Genomic DNA, 17210 nt, shown 5'->3' with positions numbered 1-17210 from the left:
CGTATGTACGTTGCGTGTGCGGGCGGGTCGGGGCAATCGGATGGCGATGATACAAGACGCAGATGCAGCGCACGCTGGCGCTACGGGACCCCGACCGCTGCGGATCGGCGATACCGCGCCGAACTTTCGCGCCCGCACGACGCGTGGCGAGGTGAGTCTCGACCAGTATCGCGGTCGCTGGGTGGTGTTCTTCTCGCATCCGGCGGACTTCACGCCGGTCTGCACGAGCGAATTCATCGCGCTGGCCAAGGCGATGCCGCAGTTCGAGGCGCTGGACGGCGTTCTGCTCGGGCTTTCGGTGGACAGCCTGTATTCGCACATCGCATGGCTGCGCGCGATCCGAGAGCTGTTCGGTGTCGAAATCCGCTTCCCGGTCATCGAGGACCCATCGATGGCGGTCGGTCGGGCGTATGGCATGATCGACGACGATGCCACCGATGCGTCCGCGGTGCGCGCAACATACTTCATCGACCCCGAAGGCATCATCCGCGGCGTGACCTGGTATCCCATGACGATCGGCCGCTCGATCGACGAGATGGTCCGCATGCTCGCCGCGCTGAAGCGCTCCGCCGACGGCAGCGTCCTCACGCCCGCCGGCTGGCAACCGGGCGACGATGTGCTGGTCCCCCCTGCCCAGACCGCGGAGACGGCGATCGGCGAGGATGCCCCCGCGGACTGGTTTCATCAGACCCAGCCCGATCGATGACGGCCGATCGATGCCAGGCCGATCGATGACGGCGATCTATCAGTCTCGCGAGCGCGCCAATGCCGCGGCCGATCGCCTCAAAACCTATGCGCAGCCGCAGCGGCTCATGATCCTGTCCCGCCTGCTCGACGGCGAGCAGATCGTTGCCGAGCTCGAACGCTCGACGGGGATCGTCCAACCCGCGCTCAGCCAGCAGCTTGCCGAATTGCGAAAGGCCGATCTCGTCGTGATGCGCCGCGCGGCGAAACAGGTTTTCTACCGACTGGCGGATGACGACGTGACGCTCTGCGTCCGCGCGATCGAGGCGATGTTCGGCAGTGGCGAGGCCGTCTCGGCCGCGTTGGAACGCGTTACCGGACCGCCCAAGGCATCACCGGCAATTGCCCCCAAGCCAAGTGTCGCGGCGATGTTCGCTCGGGTTGGCTGAGCTCGCCCAACCTCTACTCCGCTTGACGTGTCGAAGCCCGGAGTCCGGCCCCTCCAAACATCATTCCACGCCATTCATTCAGATGATCCAGATGGAGACCGATCATGTCGAGAACCGCATGCGCACTGCTCCTTGCAGTGACGGCAATGATGACAGGCGGTGAGTCGCGGGCCGTCACCACTCCCGTCCATCCGGTGATCCCGCGCTTCGGCGGGATCGTTCCGATGCCCAATGCGGCCGAGCGCCCCGATCCCAAACTGCGCTACCGGGTGCTGTTCAACATCACCAAGGCGGCGCCATCGCCGGACAAGCTCAACCCAAGCCTCGAAAAGGTCGCGCGGTTCGTCAATCTGCTTGGCGCCGACAAGGTGCGTCCTGCGCGGGGCGATATCGTCGCGATCATCCACGGCCCTGCGACCCCGCTGATCCTTCAGAACGCTCCCTATGCCGCGCGGACGAAGGTCGCCGAGAATCCGAATATCGCGTTGATTGCCGCCCTGCAGGCCGCGGGCGTCTCGGTCCAGGTCTGCAGCCAGGCGATGATCGGAAACGGCATAACCCCGGATGAGATCGTCAAGGACGTCGTCGTCGATGATTCCGCGCTGACCACCTTGGCCAATCTGCAATTGCGCGGCTACGCACTGATCCCGGACTGACGCTCGGTGCGGTCCTGACCGAGATCGGCGGCGCCGAACATCTCGGTCGGGCCGAGTTCGAAGCGACGGGCGTTGTAAAGGGCGCTTCCCAACAGATGGAAGGCGTCGAGTGCGTCGACCGCCGCGTGGAGTAGTCCATCGTCAGTGACCTGCGCGTGCAGAATTCCGGCGTCCTTTCCTGCGCGCTACGTCGCCACAGCGTCCCCTTCCCTGCCATGGCGCTGATGCCCGGCCGGCAATGAGGCAGGACGACAAGGGCTGACCGGGGCGGCAACTCTGGCTAACACGGGCTTGGCTACCAGACGTGCATGACGTTGTGTTGTCGGAGCGATTGTCGGGCGAGCGACGCCGAGGAGCGGGCATTGGAGAACCGGTTGGAACACGATGCCTGGTGGCAGACTTATCTGGACCAATGGACGGCGCTGCCGTTTCATGACCTGATCGCTGCTGTCGCGATCCTGAGCATGGCGTTGCTGCTGGGGATCGTCGCAGCGCGCCTAGCCTGTCGATACCTCCTGCCCGCGCTGGCGCCACGCCATGCCGACGTGATCGCGCCGCGACTGATGGCGATCACCCGCGCCGGCGTGACGGCGCTGGTCCTGACGGCGTTTCTCGGCGTCCGTGGGCTGAACCCCGGCGCGGACCTTCTCCTGGCCGCGGGTCTGGGCATCGCCGTCGCCGTGCTGGCCTATGAGTTCGGCCGCGCGCTGGGCCTGCAAAGCCGACCCGCATCATTGATCGCCGCCACCCTGTTCCTGATCGTGCTGGCAAGCCGACTGGGCGGCCTGACCCCGTTGATCGCGGGACTGGACCGCGCCAGCTTGGGGATCGGCACCCGCCGCATCTCGCTGCTCGACATCGTCAACGCGGTCGGCTTGTCGCTCCTGCTGTTCCTCGCCGCGCGCGCGCTGCTCGGGCTGATCCTGCGCTGGATCGGACAGGCCCGGCTGCTCGACGCGGCGCAACGCGTGCTGTTCCAGAAACTCGCCCAGATCGCGGTCGTCACCGTCGCGATCTTCGTCGGCATCGACCTGCTCGGCATCGATCTCACCGCGCTGGCCGTGTTCTCGGGGGCGTTCGGGCTCGCGATCGGTTTCGGCCTGCAGAAGACGCTCGGCAATCTGATCGCGGGGCTGATCCTGCTGCTCGACCGGTCGATCAAGCCCGGCGACGTCATCGCGGTCGGCGATACCTTCGGCTGGGTCAACAAGATCGGCGTTCGCGCGGTCTCGGTGCTGACCCGTGACGGCAAGGAGCACCTGATCCCGAACGAACGGCTGATGACCGACGAGGTCGAGAACTGGTCCTTCTCGAGCCGGGACGTCAGGGTGCATGTCGGATTTCGGGTGTCGTTCGATTGCGACCTGCGGCTGGCGCAACGTCTCGCCGTCGAGGCCGCGTCGGTCTCGCCGCGCGTGCTCACCGAACCGGCGCCCGTGTGCTGGATCAAGGAATTCGGCGACAACGGCGTCGAGTTCGACCTGCGGATCTGGATCGACAGTCCAGAGGCCGGGGTCGGCAACGTCACCAGCGACGTGTTCTTCCGCATCTGGGATCTGTTCAAGGAACACGGCGTCACCATCCCGGTGCCGCAGCGCGATCTGCGCTTTCATTCGCCGCCAGGCGGGGAATTGGCACCTACGACCGAACCGAACCGGTAATCGCCGGAGAAGTTCGACAGCTCTTGCGGCGGCTCAGCCTGTTCGACCACCACAGTTCGGCAAGGCCTCCGCGCTACCCGTCCAAGACCGAGCGCGCGTGGGCCAGCTCACCCTGTAGGTGACCCGAAACCCGTCATGATCCGACAATCTCGGGCTGCCGACCGAGCCGTCGAAGACCGCCTCGACGCGGATCGGAGTCACGGTGACGGTGGACCCGCTTTCGAAGAGCTGGAGATCCTGGGTGTCCATCCAAGGCTCGTCGCCATCCCATGATATGCGCGTATCGCACGGCAGCGGGTTGGCGGTGCACCATTCCTGCACGATCTCGAACGGCTCCGTCACGTTCCGAAACCGTTCGAACCGGATCGCCGAATCCTTCATGTTGAAGTCGCCGCCGAGGATCGTCGGAACATTCTGGTCCCCCACCGCCGAGATGAAGGCGCCGAGTTCGTCGACTTGGAGGCGATGCGCACGCGCATGACGCCGGGGCGATACGCGCGACGAGCGCTGCGAGTTGAGGTGCGTGTTGAACAGGTTGATCGCGCTGGGAACGCCCGGGATCGCTACGCGCGCGTACAGCACACCCTTGTTGCTGAGGCAGTCCAGACCGGCGCACCGCCGACGCCCGAACGGTTCCGATCGCGTCTCGACGATCGGGTACCGGCTCAGGATGGCCAGGCCCGAGCCGACCATGTGCAGGCCGAGCTCGCCCTTCTTCCACCGATACGGTCCCCCCATGCGGTCCGCGCCCGGCAGGCTCTTCCGCTGGGTGCGCGACGGTCCGAAAACCATATTGGGATAGCCGATGCCCGTGACGGCGCGGACTGCGGCCTTGCTGAACATTTCCTGCACCATGACGACATCGGGAGAGTCGCCCCGCGCCTCCATCTGCCTGAGCGCGGCGCTTATCTGCTCGAGCGCCGGACCACGCTTCCCGCGTGCCGGCCAGCCCAGGCCCTCGATATTGAAGGTCAGGACATCGAATGTCGTGCTGGCGCGAGTGCCGTCCTTCGATACCGACACCGGCGCCTGCGAAGACGGCAGGCATTTTTGCACCAGCGCAGGCGGGAGCGTCGCACAGCCCGCCGAGCCCACGAGCAAGCCGATTGCTGCCAGATGTTTCACTTGAATGCGACGAAGACGACGGAACACATCACGGCCAACGACCGGCACCGGATTTCGGTTGCCCGCGGATCGTTCCCGCAAGCCGCCCGTCTGGAAGGGAGGGGGAAGATCAGCGGCGGATGTTCTTCGCCAACTTCATCAGCGCCGGATGAGTCGCGGCGCGTTTTGCCAGAGCCATCATCCCGTCGAACCTGCGCAATGCCGCGACCGTCGCGCGATTGCCCAGCGTCCGCCGCAGCAGCAGCACGTCGAGGCACGCCGTCCCGCCGGTCGAGAATTGCCGCTTGTGCTGCCCCTCTCCCTCGGTGAAGTCGAACCGGGCGAACCGCCCGTCGGCGAAAAGCTCGCGCATCGCCTCGACCTGGAGCACCGCGCCCGGCGACAGGTCGTTGTGCGCGGGGTCGTGCCCGACATGGTCGTAGCGCAGCGATCCGCCGTCCGCCGTGCAGCAGAGATACGCCACCGGCGCATTCTCGACGAACAGGAGCCACGCGCGCAGGCGGTCCGCGGCCGCGAGCGATTCGAGATGCCGCACCGAAGCCGTATCGTCGGGCAGCCCCGATCCGAGCAGCTTCTCCTGATAGGTCGTCGCCGACACCGCGCGAGCCAACGGGTGGAAGTCCGCGAATGCCGCCGCATCGTGATAGCGCCGGATATCGAGCGCACCACCGTTCGCCGCGGCGAGCTTCTTCGCCTTGCGCTTGATCCCCGACCTTGCGCTGCCGGACAGGCCTGCGAGCCACGCCGCCTCCCCCGCCGAAAGGTCGACATGAAACCGCACATAGCGCTGCCGGACGAACGCGAGCAGGCCGTGACCATCGAGGCGATCCAGCATCGCCTCGGGCAACGACGTCACGAGATACCCGTCGGCATCCTCCGGCAAATGCGGCAACACCAACGGCTCGGTCGCCAGGACCGCATCGAGCGAGAACGGCACGCGCACAAGCCGCTTCGCGACGGCGGCCAGCGTCCGCGCGCCGACCTGGAACTTCAGCGCTACGATCGGGGTCATCACCGACGCCGCGAGCGTGGCCGCTCCTCGACCCAGTTCGACCAGAGCTGCTCCGCCTGGCGCCAGCGCGTGCGCAACTGATCGGGCGCCAGCGGGACATCGGCGTGGTCGAGCGCGAGCGGCGGACGGTCCGCGAAATGATACGTCGGCAGCACCTCGCGCATCTCGGCCAGCATCGCGCACAAGGCCTGGAACCGGCGGACATGGACCGCATTGGCGCGGGTGCCGCTGCGGTTGGCCAGCTCGAAACCGTGGCTGACGATCGTCACGACCGCATGCCCCGACACGGCGGCATGTTCGAGCGCGTCATAGGTCTCGCCGGCGGACAGCGCACAAAGCTGGAACGTGCGGATCTTGCCGGGCTTGTCCTCGATCACCGTGACCGGCACTTCGATCAGCCCTTCGCCAGGCTCGCGTCGAACCGGCGCAATCTGCTGCGCCGGCAACGAAATGCGGCTCGTATGCGGGGCCTCGGACCCGTTATGGCTGCTGTCGTAGCTGAACCCGAGCGTCGCCAGCGCAGCCAGCGTGTCGTCATTGGCCGCATAGCTGCCGGCACGGAACGCGATCGGTTTCGGCGCGCCCGCCTCGACCAGCAGGTCGGTCGCGCGCACCAGCAGGTCGATCTGCTCGGCGAGGCTGTAATCGAACAGCTGGAAACGGCCATGATGCGCCCCTCCATCGCCGATCCTGGCACCCGTCCAATTGGGGTGGAGATGCAGCTGCACCTCCTGCCCGGCCGCGAGGATCGTCTCGACCATGCGGCGAACGGGCGCCGGTCCGTAGACGAGCGCCGGCATCGGATCGACGAAGAAGCACGCCTTCAGATCATGCCTGGCAAGCTCGGCGAGCTGGTAGCTCAGCCCCACCCCTGCCGGCTCCAGCGACCGCGCATAGATGTCGTCGCATCCAAGCTTGGCGGCATGGTGGCGCCAGGCGAATTCGGTATCGACGGTGAGGAATACGGGCGTGGGCACGCCATAATGTAACAACGCACGGTGAAGATTGGGTTTAGTTTTTTGCAATCCGCTTGATCGAGGTTGGGATTTTTGAGCGGCATCGGCCGGTCTTCAGGCCGGATCGACGCACGCCTCGATCGCCCGGCTACCGCGAATGGTAGAAGTCGTAGACCTGTTGCGCGACGCCTGCCGATACGCCGGGCGCCTGTTGCAGGTCCTGGAGGCTCGCATTGCGCACCGCGCGGCCGGTGCCGAAGTGCATCAGCAGTGCCTTCTTGCGCGCGGGGCCGATGCCGGGGACCTCGTCGAGCGGGCTTGCGCCGATCGCCTTGCTGCGCTTGTCGCGATGGACGCCGATCGCGAAGCGGTGGACCTCGTCGCGCAGGCGCTGGAGGTAGAACAGCACTGGAGCATTTACCGGCAGCTGGAACTCGCGACCGTCGAGCATGTGGAATACCTCGCGGCCATCCCGGCCGTGTTCCGGGCCCTTGGCTATCCCGACGAGGCACACGTCCTCGACGCCGATCTCCTCGAGCGCGGCCTTGACCGTGTTGAGCTGTCCCTTGCCGCCGTCGATCAGCACCAGGTCCGGCCATTCGCCCGAATCGCGATCGGGATCCTCGGCCTGCGCGCGCGAGAACCGGCGGGTGAAGACTTCGCGCATCATCGCGAAATCGTCGCCCGGCGCGGTATCCTTGTTCTTGATGTTGAACTTTCGATACTGGCCCTTGCGGAACCCCTCGGGCCCGGCAACGACCATCGCGCCGGTCGCGGCGGTACCCTGGATGTGGCTGTTGTCGTAGATCTCGATCCGCTGCGGCGGCTCGGCGAGGTCGAACAGGTCGGCGACTTCGCGCAGGAGTTTCGCCTGCGTCGTCGACTCGGCCTGGCGGCGTTCGATCGCCTCGACCGCGTTGCGCTTGGCCTGATCCATCAGGCGTCGGCGATCGCCGCGCTGCGGAACCTGGATCGCGACCTTGTAGCCAGCGCGCTCGCCCAACGCCTCGACCAGCAGCGCGCCCTCCGGCAATTCGCGGTCGAGCAGGATCTGCTTGGGCGGCGGGACCTCCTCGTAGAACTGGCCGAGGAAGCTGGTCAGCACCTCGTCCTCGGGGACATCGTTGGTGTGCTGCGGGAAGAAGCTGCGATGCCCCCAGTTCTGGCCGCCGCGGATGAAGAACGCCTGGATGCCGATCAGGCCATCCTTGCACGCCATTGCGAAGATGTCCGCATCGCCGACGCCTTCCGCGTTGATCGCCTGCGTGCCCTGGATGAAGGTGAGCGCGCGGAGACGGTCGCGGAGCAACGCCGCAAGTTCGAAGTCCATGTTCTCGGCGGCGGCCTGCATCTGCGCACCGAGCTTGGCCTGCACGCCGGTCGACTTGCCGCCAAGGAACGCCTTCGCGTCCTCGACCAGCTCCTTGTACGCAGCCTCGTCGATCCGGCCGACGCACGGCGCGGAGCAGCGCTTGATCTGGTAGAGCAGGCACGGCCGGTCGCGCGTCTTGAAGAAGCTGTCGGTGCAACTGCGCAGGAGGAACAGCTTCTGCAGCGCGTTGAGCGTGTTGTTGACCGAGCCGGCGCTCGCGAACGGCCCGTAGTAATTGCCCTTCGCCCGGCGCGCGCCGCGGTGTTTCTGGACGCGCGGGAAGGCGTGGTCGTCGCGCAGCAGGATGAACGGGAAGCTCTTATCGTCGCGCAGCAGCACGTTGTAGGCGGGGCGATAGCGCTTGATGAGCTGCGATTCGAGCAGCAGCGCCTCGGCTTCGTTGTTGGTGGTGACGATCGTCATCGACCGGGTCTGCGACACCATCCGCTGGAGGCGTTTCGTCAGCCGCTCGACCTGGCAATAATTGGCGACGCGGTTCCGGAGAGCACGCGCCTTGCCGACATAGAGCACGTCGCCGCGCGCGTCCTGCATGCGGTAGACGCCGGGGCGGATCGGCAGCGTGTCGAGCACGTTGCGGATCGCCGCCACGCCCGCCGCGAGATCGGGCGCCTCACCGCCACCGCGGACGGCGAACGTGGATTTGTCTTCGTTGAAACGGTCGGGGGAATTGGGGGAGGACATTGCCGGGGAATCTAGGGAGTGACGGGGGGTTATGCCAGATCGGTTCGCCGGTTGGCGACGCGATCGCTGGCCGGCTCAGCCCGCGGCGTTGCGCAGTGCGCGCCCTGCCACCGCGTCCAGCTTCGCCACGAGCGCCGGGTCGCGCGCCGATGGTGCGGTGATGATCGCGCTGTCGAGGCAGGTATCGATCGGCGACGCCTCCCGCTCCGCCGGTAACGCGCGCAGCAATGCCATCACCATTGCCCTCGCCTTTGCGGCGTTCTCGCCGAGCTGTGCGATCACCTGCGCGACGTCGACGCCCGCCTCGTCCTCACGCCAGCAATCATAGTCGGTGACCATGCCGACCAGCGCGTAGGGAAGCTCGGCCTCGCGTGCGAGTTTCGCCTCGGGCATCGCGGTCATGCCGATGACGTCGCAGCCCCATTGGCGGTAGAGTCGGCTTTCCGCGCGGGTCGAGAATTGCGGGCCTTCCATTGCGAGATAGGTGCCGCGGTCGTCGACCTGCGCGCCGGCTTCATGCGCTGCATCCGCCGCATAGCGCGAGAAGCGCGGGCAGACCGGGTCGGCCATCGAGACATGCGCGACGAGGCCGGTCCCGAAGAAGCTTGAGACGCGGCCCTTGGTGCGGTCGATGAACTGGTCGACGACGGTGAAACTGCCGGGCGGGCGGGCCTCGACCAGCGAGCCGACCGACGACACGGCCAGGACGTCGGTCACGCCGAGCCGCTTCAACGCGTCGATGTTCGCGCGCGCGTTGAGCTCGGAGGGGGAGATGCGGTGGCCTCGGCCATGCCGTGGCAGGAACGCGACGCCGACATGGCCGACGCGGCCGGTATAGATCGCGTCCGACGGTTCGCCCCAGGGCGTCTCGATGGTCTGCCAACGCCCATCCTCGATCCCGTCGACCGCGTACAGCCCCGAGCCGCCGAGAATGCCGACCGTCCAGCCGGTCATTCGGCAAGTGCTCTCGGGCGGGCATAGACGAAGTAGATCGCGAGCCCGAGCAGGTTCCACAGCCCGAAATACAGCTGCGTCTTCGAGGGCAGGCTGAAGAAGAGGTACAGGCACCCGAGGATACCGATCGCCCCGACCAGCGTCGCCGCCGGCGCGCGGAACGTCCGGATCGCATCGGGTGCACGGCGGCGCATCACGAGCATGCACGCACACACCGCGACGAACGCGGCGAGCGTGCCGGCGTTGGCGAGTGCGGCGATCTCGGCGAGCGGCAATAGGCCGGCGATCACCGCGACGATCGCCGCCGTGATCCACGTGATCCGCACCGGCGCGCCGCGCTTCGACACCTTGGCGAGGCTCAAGGGGAGCAATCCGTCGCGCGCCATCGTGAAGAAGATGCGGCTCTGCCCGAACAGGAAGGCGAGCAGGACCGTCGGCAACGCGATCACCGCGGAGGCGCCGAGGAACGTCGCGAACCCCGGCCGGCCGATCTCGCGCAGGATCAGCGCGAGCGGCTCGGCGCTGCCGGCGAACCGCGTGTAGGACAGCGCGCCGACCGCGGCGACCGCCACCAGGATGTAGATCGCGATGCACGCGACCATCGACCCGACGATCCCGATCGCGAGATCGCGGCCGGGGTTCTTGGTCTCCTCCGCCGCGGTCGAGATCGCATCGAAGCCGTAGAACGCGAAGAAGATGATCGCTGCCGCCGCCATCACGCCGCGCTCGGCGCCGTCGGGCTGGACCGCCTTGGGGAAGCCATAGGGCATGAACGGGTGGAGGTTGGCGCTGTTGAAATAGTGGAGAGCGATGAACACGAACACGGTCAGCGCGATCATCTTCACCGCCACCAGCACCGCGTTCAGCGTCGCACTCTCGCGCGTGCCGAACGACAGCACGCCGGCGACCACCGCGATGATGAAGATCGCGGGGACGTTGAGGATGCCGCCGAGTTCGGGGCTGAGCGTCAGCGCCTCCGGAAACCCGAATGCACCGCGCAGCAACGGCGCGGCATAGCCCGACCAGCCGACCGCGACGGTCGACACCACGAGCGAATATTCGAGAATCAGCGACCAGCCGATCACCCAGGCGATCAGCTCGCCGAGCACGACATAGCTGTAGGTGTAGGCGCTGCCCGAGGCGGGGATCATCGTCGCCATCTCGGCATAGGCGAGCGCCGCGCAGGCGCAGATCCCGCCGGCGATGACGAACGACAGGATGACGGCGGGCCCGGCGAGCCCTGCCCCCACGCCGATCAGCGTCAGGATGCCGGTGCCGACGATCCCGCCGACCCCCATCGCGACGAGGTGCGGCCACGACAGAGTCCGCGCGAGCTGATGCTCGGGCGGCTGCTCGGTGACGATTTTTCGGCGAAACAGACTGGCCACTTATATCCCCTTTGTTGGCGCGGGGAGTGGCACAGGAGGGCGACGGGGGGCAAGGCCAGCAGCCTGCCCCTCGTGCTCCCCTCCCTGAAAGGGAGGGGCTGGGGTGGGTCGGCCCGCTTATGCCGCCGGTGTTCGACGATACGGAACCCGACCCACCCCCCGCCCCCTCCCTTCCAGGGAGGGGAGAAACATCGATCCGCTCTAGTTTAAGCCGAACGCGTCTTAAACGGTAAAGCTCTCGCCGCACCCGCACGCACCCTTGGCGTTCGGGTTTTGGAACACAAAGCCGGCGGTGAAGTCGTCCTCGACCCAATCCATCGTCGAGCCGATCAGATACAGGATCGACCCGCCATCGACGAACAGCGTCCCGCCGGGCGTATCGATCCGCTCGTCGAAAGTCTTGGCTTCGGTCACGTAGTCGACCGAATAGGCCAGCCCCGAACACCCGCGCTTCGGCGTCGACAGCTTTACCCCGATCGCGTCCGCCGGCGCGCGCGCCATCAGGTCCGCGATCCGCGCGTGTGCCGTCGCCGTGAGGTTCAGCGCCGCCGGCCGTGCTCGCAATGTCGTCGCCATGATCGTCCTTCCTTCCCCCCTCCCGCGTGCGGGAGGGGCCGGGGGTGGGCTCCCGGCCAGCCACTCATAACCGTCGTTCGCGAGGTGAGCGCGAGCCCACCCCCTGCCCCCTCCCGCTTGCGGGAGGGGAAAGTCAGAGCATACCCAGCTCGAGCTTCGCCTCGTCCGACATCTTCTGCGGATCCCAAGGCGGATCCCAAACCAGGTTCACCTCCGCAAACCCGACCCCCGGCACCGACCCGACGCGCATCTCGACCTCGGCCGGCATCGACTCCGCGACCGGACAGTTCGGCGTCGTCAGCGTCATCGCCACCACCGCGTGCCCGTCCTCGGTCACCTCGACGCCGTAGATCAGCCCCAGGTCATAGATGTTCACCGGAATCTCGGGATCGTAGATCTCCTTCAGCGCGTCGATGATCGCATCGTACACCGCGCCGCCGGGCTCGACGGGCGAGTCCACCTGCGGCTTCTGCGCCAGGAAACCGGCAAGATAATCCCGCTTGCGCTCCGCGGCGGAGTCCGTCTCCATCACCACACGCGCCTTGGGCGGCGAGGCGACGGCCTCCACTTCCTCGATCTCGAACCGATCGCTCATTTAAAGATCCTCGTTACTCGCTCGATACCGCGCACCAGCGCCGCGACGTCCGCCGGCCCGTTATACACCCCGAAGCTAGCGCGTGCCGTAGCCTCCACGCCCAGCGCCTCCATCAACGGCTGCGCGCAGTGATGGCCGGCGCGGATCGCGACGCGCTCCTCGTCCAATATGGTGCCGATGTCGTGCGGATGAACCCCCTCGATCGAGAAGCTCACGATCCCCGCCGAGTCCGCCGGGCCATACAGGCGCACCGAATTGATCCCCAACAGGGCGTCGCGCGTAGCGGTCACCAGCGCCGTTTCGTGCGCGTGGATCGCGCCGAGCCCGATGCTCTCGACATAGTCGATCGCGGCATGCAGCCCCAGCGCACCGACGATATGCGGCGTCCCCGCCTCGAACCGCCCCGGCGGCGGCGCGTAGGTGGTCCTGGCGAACGACACCTTGTCGATCATCGACCCGCCACCTTGGTAAGGCGGCATCGCGTCGAGCAATTCCGGCTTGGCCCACAGCACGCCGATCCCGGTCGGGCCGTAGAGCTTGTGCCCCGAGAACACGTAGAAATCGCAGCCGATCGCCTTCACGTCGACCGCGATCCGCGGCACCGACTGGCAGCCGTCGAGCAGGATCTTCGCGCCGACCGCATGCGCGATCTCGGTCGCGCGCTTGGCGTCGAGCACCGAGCCGAGCACGTTCGAGACATGCCCGAGCGCGACCAGCTTGTGCGCGGGGGTGATCATCCGCTCCATCGCGTCGAGATCGATGCGGTGGTCGGGGGTCAGCGGGATGACGTCGATCGCCGCGCCGACGCGTTCGGCGACCATCTGCCACGGCACGATGTTCGAGTGATGCTCGAGCAAAGACAGCAGGATGCGGTCGCCCGCCTTCAACTGCTCGCCCGCCCAGCATTGCGCGACGAGGTTGATACCCTCGGTCGCGCCGCGGACGAAGACGACCTCGTCCGCGGTGCCGGCACCAATGAACCGCGCGACGGCTTTCCGTGCGGCCTCATAGGCGACCGTCATGTCCGCCGACCGCTGGTACACGCCGCGGTGCACGGTCGCGTAGGTCTCGCCGTAGGCACGCGTAATCGCGTCGACCACGACCTGCGGCTTCTGCGCGGTCGCGGCGGTGTCGAGATAGGCCCAGCCCTCGGGGATCGCGGGGAAATCCGACAGCCGGTCGAGCGGGCGCGTTTCGAGCGTCACACTCATCTTCCCCCCTCCCTGAAAGGGAGGGGTCGGGGGTGGGTAGGCTGCTGGGACTCGGTCACGCCAGCCAACTGGCCTACCCACCCCCAACCCCTCCCTTCCAGGGAGGGGAGCGCGTTGCGCCGCGTCACAACGCCCGCTCCAGCCACGCATCCGCATCCGCCACGAAAGCCTCCCGCACAGTCTCGTCCGCGATCTGCACGAACGCATCCCCCACGAACGCCCGCGTGAGCAGCGCCTGCGCCTTGGCATGCGGAATCCCGCGGCTCTGCATGTAGAACAGCGCGCGCTGATCCAGCTCCCCAACCGTCGCGCCATGCGCGCACTTCACGTCGTCGGCGAAGATCTCCAGCTCGGGCTTCAAATTCACCGTCGCGGTCCGCTGCAACAGCAGCCCGCGCAAAGACTGCACCCCGTCGGTCTTCTGCGCATCGCGCGCCACCTCGACCCGCGCCGCAAGGCTCGCCGTCGACTTGTCCGCCGCGACCGCACGCCAGATCTGCTTGCTCTGCCCGTTCAGCGCCGCATGTCGCACCGACACCGCGCACTCCTGCCGCTGGTCGTTCCGCGTCAGCAACGCGCCGCCATATTCGGCGAACGCATCGTCGCCCGAGACGATGATCGACCCATCGATCCGCGTACCCGCATCGCCCGCGCCCAGCACCGTCGCGATCAGGCTCGCGCCCGCATGAATGTCCACCTCATCGCGCAACGACACGAAGCCATCGGTCTGCAACAACCGCACCGCGCGCGTCAGCTTCGCCCCCTTGCCGAGCGTCATCCGCGTCGACCGGTTCGACCAGCCGGCCCCGACATACGTCTCGACCACCGACGCGCTCGCGCCATCGGCAAGCATGATTTCCGCCGGAAGCTGGTTCTCGCCGCCGGTCGCGATGTGGACGATCTGGAAAAGCTCTGCTTCGGCGTTCGCTTCGACCCGGATCGACCAGCCGGTCCCGGTCGTGCGACGCCCAAGCACATGCGCGCCGCCATCGATCTGCGCGATCGCGACGTGCCGCAGATCGCTCCGAGCCTCGTCGAGCACACCATCGACGAACACCGCCCGCGCACCCGGCAGGTCCAAAAACCACTCGCCAGCATCTGACGCAACGCCGCGGGGCAGCTCAGCCGCCGCCACAATCGCCGCCGGATCACCCCACCGCCAGGATTCCTCGCGGGTGGAGGGAAGTTCGGCCCTCAAATCCTCCCCGGCACGGGGAGGGGGACCGCGACGCGTAGCGGCGGGGTGGAGGGGGGCTTCCACGGACGATACGCCAAGCGGAGCCCCCCCTCCACCAGCTTCGCTGGTCCCCCTCCCCGTACCGGGGAGGATTTGCGACAGACTACTCATGCGGCGATCCCCACATAGCCTTCGCTCTCGAGCTGCTGCGCCAGTTCCTTGCCGCCCGAGCGGACGATCCTGCCGTCCGCCAGCACATGCACGAAGTCCGGCTCCACATAATCCAGCAGCCGCTGATAATGCGTGATCAGCAGCACCGCTTTGTCGGGCGCGCGCATGATGCGGTTGATGCCGTCGCCGACGACGCGCAGCGCATCAATGTCGAGGCCCGAATCCGTCTCGTCGAGAATCGCGAACTTCGGGTTGACGATGCCCATCTGGACCATCTCGTTGCGCTTCTTCTCGCCGCCCGAAAAGCCGACATTCACCGGCCGCTTGAGCATGTCGTAATCCATGCCGAGCAGATCCGCCTGCCCGCGCGCGAGCTTCAGGAACTCGCCGCCCGACAGCGGCTTCTCGTCCCGCGTCGCGCGCTGGGCATTCAAAGCCTCGCGGAGGAACTGGACGTTCGACACGCCGGGGATCTCGACCGGATACTGGAAGCCGAGGAACACGCCCGCCGCGGCGCGCTCATGCGCCTCCAGTTCGAGCAGGTCGACGCCGTCGAACGTCACCGAGCCCGCCGTGACCTCATAGCCGGGCCGTCCGCCGAGCACATAGCCCAGCGTCGACTTGCCCGCCCCGTTCGGCCCCATGATCGCGTGCACCTCGCCCGCGTTTACGGTCAGGGACAAGCCCTTGAGGATTTCCTTGCCATCGATCTCGGCGTGGAGGTTTTCAATTTTTAGCATTCGCCTGCGACTTTCTGAAGTTCGCGTCGATCATGTCGAACCGAGGTTTGTAAAAGGGCTCCGCTTGGACACCCACTTGGCGCAATCGCACGCATTTTCTCAACTGCGCTGCAACGGCAACTCTACGGTTAGTCAACTTATCCGCCGGTTGACCGTCCGCTTGGTAGAGACAATCAATATACGCGCTGAGTTTCTCAGGCTCGACATCGGACGCCGACATCGTGAGGAGCATCAAGGTAGGAATAATCACCCCACCGACCCCTCAAGGCTGATACCCAGCAGCTTCTGAGCCTCGACCGCAAACTCCATCGGCAGCTGCTGCAGCACCTCCCGCGCGAAGCCGTTGACGATCAGCGCCACCGCCGCCTCCTGATCCAGCCCGCGCGACATCGCGTAGAACAGCTGGTCCTCGGAGATCTTCGACGTCGTCGCCTCGTGCTCGATCTGCGCGGACGGGTTGCGGACCTCGATATACGGCACGGTATGCGCACCGCACTGGTCGCCGAGCAGCAGGCTGTCGCACTGCGTGAAATTCCGCACGCCTTCCGCGGTCGGCGCGACGCGCACCAGCCCGCGATAGGTGTTGTCCGAACGCCCGGCCGAAATCCCCTTCGACACGATCGTCGAGCGCGTGTTCTTGCCGAGGTGGATCATCTTCGTGCCGGTATCGGCCTGCTGGCGATTGTTGGTCACCGCGACCGAATAGAACTCGCCGACCGAGCCATCGCCGAGCAGCACGCACGAGGGGTATTTCCACGTGATCGCGCTGCCGGTCTCGACTTGGGTCCACGACACCTTCGAGTTCTTGCCCTGGCACAGCGCGCGCTTGGTGACGAAGTTGTAGATCCCGCCGACACCGTTCTCGTCGCCCGGATACCAGTTCTGCACGGTCGAATATTTGATCTCGGCATCGTCGAGCACGACCAGTTCGACGACGGCCGCATGGAGCTGGTTCTCGTCGCGCATCGGCGCGGTGCAGCCTTCGAGATACGAGACGTACGATCCCTTGTCCGCCACGATCAGCGTGCGTTCGAACTGCCCGGTGTTCTCCGCGTTGATGCGGAAGTACGTCGACAGCTCCATCGGGCACCGGACGCCCTCCGGGATGTAGACGAACGTGCCGTCGGAGAAGACCGCCGAGTTCAGCGTCGCGAAATAATTGTCGCGCTGCGGCACGACCTTGCCGAGCCACTTCCGGACGAGGTCGGGATATTCCTTGATCGCCTCGGAGATCGAGCGGAAGATCACGCCGGCGGCCTCGAGCTCCTTGCGGAACGTGGTCGCGACCGACACGCTGTCGAACACCGCATCCACCGCGACGCGACGCTTGGGCGTGCCGTCCTCGTTCAGCGGATCCTCGACCACGCCGGCCAGCATCTTCTGCTCGCCGATCGGGATGCCGAGCTTCTCATAGACGCGCAGGATCTCAGGATCGACCTCGTCGAGCGACCCGAGCTTCGGCTTCGCCTTGGGCTCCGCGTAATAATACGCGTCCTGGTAATCGATCGGGGGGACGTTGAGCTTCGACCAGTCGGGCGCCTCCATCGTCTGCCACAACGCGAACGCCTTCAGCCGCCAGTCGAGCATCCACTGCGGCTCGCCCTTCTTGGCGGAAATGAAGCGCACCGTGTCTTCCGACAGCCCCTTCGGCGCGAATTCCTGTTCGATGTCCGAGGAGAAACCCCACTCGTACGTCTTGTTCGCGGCGGCATACGCCTCTGCGTTCCGGGTAGCCATTATCTGTCCTCGGCCGCAAAGCGGCTCTCTAAAATCTTCGCGCC

At 66.4% G+C, this 17210-nt stretch carries 17 protein-coding genes; 4 read left to right on the top strand and 13 right to left on the bottom strand.

Annotated elements, in window-relative coordinates; all coding sequences use genetic code 11:
• The first annotated feature begins 46 nt into the window (after positions 1 to 46).
• The 4 genes from NLI89_RS15760 to NLI89_RS15745 all read left to right on the top strand — a co-directional run bounded on the left by NLI89_RS15760 (position 47) and on the right by NLI89_RS15745 (position 3450).
• The gene (locus NLI89_RS15760) at positions 47 to 706 is read left to right on the top strand and encodes a peroxiredoxin (RefSeq protein ID WP_254687893.1); all 660 of its coding nucleotides are present in this window, start codon (positions 47 to 49) and stop codon (positions 704 to 706) included.
• Between the two features lie 25 nt (positions 707 to 731).
• Complete coding sequence (locus tag NLI89_RS15755; RefSeq protein WP_254687892.1) at positions 732 to 1133, top strand: ArsR/SmtB family transcription factor; 402 nt, start codon at positions 732 to 734, stop codon at positions 1131 to 1133.
• Positions 1134 to 1237: 104 nt separating this feature from the next.
• On the top strand, positions 1238 to 1789 hold the full coding sequence (locus tag NLI89_RS15750) for a DsrE family protein (RefSeq protein ID WP_439144528.1): 552 nt from the start codon (positions 1238 to 1240) through the stop codon (positions 1787 to 1789).
• Between the two features lie 362 nt (positions 1790 to 2151).
• Positions 2152 to 3450: a mechanosensitive ion channel family protein gene (locus NLI89_RS15745; RefSeq protein WP_254687891.1), complete on the top strand. Its 1299-nt coding sequence runs from the start codon at positions 2152 to 2154 to the stop codon at positions 3448 to 3450.
• A gap of 33 nt (positions 3451 to 3483) precedes the next feature.
• Here the strand turns inward: NLI89_RS15745 and NLI89_RS15740 are convergent, their stop codons facing one another.
• The 13 genes from NLI89_RS15740 to sufB form a co-directional block, all read right to left on the bottom strand.
• Positions 3484 to 4575: an endonuclease/exonuclease/phosphatase family protein gene (locus tag NLI89_RS15740; protein ID WP_254687890.1), complete on the bottom strand. Its 1092-nt coding sequence runs from the start codon at positions 4573 to 4575 to the stop codon at positions 3484 to 3486.
• 109 nt (positions 4576 to 4684) lie between these two features.
• Positions 4685 to 5587, bottom strand: a complete 903-nt coding sequence (locus tag NLI89_RS15735; protein WP_254687889.1) for a GNAT family N-acetyltransferase — start codon at positions 5585 to 5587, stop codon at positions 4685 to 4687.
• Positions 5587 to 6564 (bottom strand): polysaccharide deacetylase, encoded by a 978-nt coding sequence (locus NLI89_RS15730; protein WP_254687888.1) that lies wholly within the window; start codon positions 6562 to 6564, stop codon positions 5587 to 5589. Before NLI89_RS15730 ends, NLI89_RS15735 begins: the two co-directional genes overlap by 1 nt.
• A gap of 127 nt (positions 6565 to 6691) precedes the next feature.
• Complete coding sequence (gene uvrC / locus NLI89_RS15725) at positions 6692 to 8617, bottom strand: excinuclease ABC subunit UvrC (RefSeq protein WP_254687887.1); 1926 nt, start codon at positions 8615 to 8617, stop codon at positions 6692 to 6694.
• A gap of 75 nt (positions 8618 to 8692) precedes the next feature.
• Positions 8693 to 9571, bottom strand: a complete 879-nt coding sequence (locus tag NLI89_RS15720) for an S-methyl-5'-thioadenosine phosphorylase (protein WP_254687886.1) — start codon at positions 9569 to 9571, stop codon at positions 8693 to 8695.
• Positions 9568 to 10959: an amino acid permease gene (locus NLI89_RS15715; protein ID WP_254687885.1), complete on the bottom strand. Its 1392-nt coding sequence runs from the start codon at positions 10957 to 10959 to the stop codon at positions 9568 to 9570. Before NLI89_RS15715 ends, NLI89_RS15720 begins: the two co-directional genes overlap by 4 nt.
• Positions 10960 to 11181: 222 nt before the next feature.
• Positions 11182 to 11535, bottom strand: a complete 354-nt coding sequence (locus NLI89_RS15710) for a HesB/IscA family protein (protein WP_254687884.1) — start codon at positions 11533 to 11535, stop codon at positions 11182 to 11184.
• A gap of 133 nt (positions 11536 to 11668) precedes the next feature.
• Positions 11669 to 12130 carry an SUF system Fe-S cluster assembly protein gene (locus NLI89_RS15705; RefSeq protein WP_254687883.1) on the bottom strand — a complete coding sequence of 154 codons (462 nt, stop codon included), beginning with the start codon at positions 12128 to 12130 and terminating at the stop codon, positions 11669 to 11671.
• On the bottom strand, positions 12127 to 13341 hold the full coding sequence (locus NLI89_RS15700; protein ID WP_254687882.1) for a cysteine desulfurase: 1215 nt from the start codon (positions 13339 to 13341) through the stop codon (positions 12127 to 12129). The genes NLI89_RS15705 and NLI89_RS15700 overlap by 4 nt, the downstream gene beginning before the upstream one ends.
• Before the next feature lie 124 nt (positions 13342 to 13465).
• Positions 13466 to 14539, bottom strand: a complete 1074-nt coding sequence (locus NLI89_RS15695) for a SufB/SufD family protein (protein ID WP_254687881.1) — start codon at positions 14537 to 14539, stop codon at positions 13466 to 13468.
• Between the two features lie 146 nt (positions 14540 to 14685).
• On the bottom strand, positions 14686 to 15429 hold the full coding sequence (sufC, locus tag NLI89_RS15690) for a Fe-S cluster assembly ATPase SufC (RefSeq protein WP_254687880.1): 744 nt from the start codon (positions 15427 to 15429) through the stop codon (positions 14686 to 14688).
• On the bottom strand, positions 15416 to 15679 hold the full coding sequence (locus tag NLI89_RS15685; protein WP_254687879.1) for a hypothetical protein: 264 nt from the start codon (positions 15677 to 15679) through the stop codon (positions 15416 to 15418). The genes sufC and NLI89_RS15685 overlap by 14 nt, the downstream gene beginning before the upstream one ends.
• Positions 15676 to 17166, bottom strand: coding sequence for a Fe-S cluster assembly protein SufB (sufB, locus tag NLI89_RS15680; protein WP_056057660.1), 1491 nt, complete (start codon positions 17164 to 17166; stop codon positions 15676 to 15678). Before sufB ends, NLI89_RS15685 begins: the two co-directional genes overlap by 4 nt.
• Between the last annotated feature and the right edge of the window lie 44 nt (positions 17167 to 17210).

The organism is Sphingomonas faeni (assembly GCF_024273235.1).
GTDB lineage: Bacteria > Pseudomonadota > Alphaproteobacteria > Sphingomonadales > Sphingomonadaceae > Sphingomonas > Sphingomonas faeni_A.
Note: the sequence above shows the minus strand (reverse complement) of the source record. Positions and strands in the feature narration are given on the sequence as shown.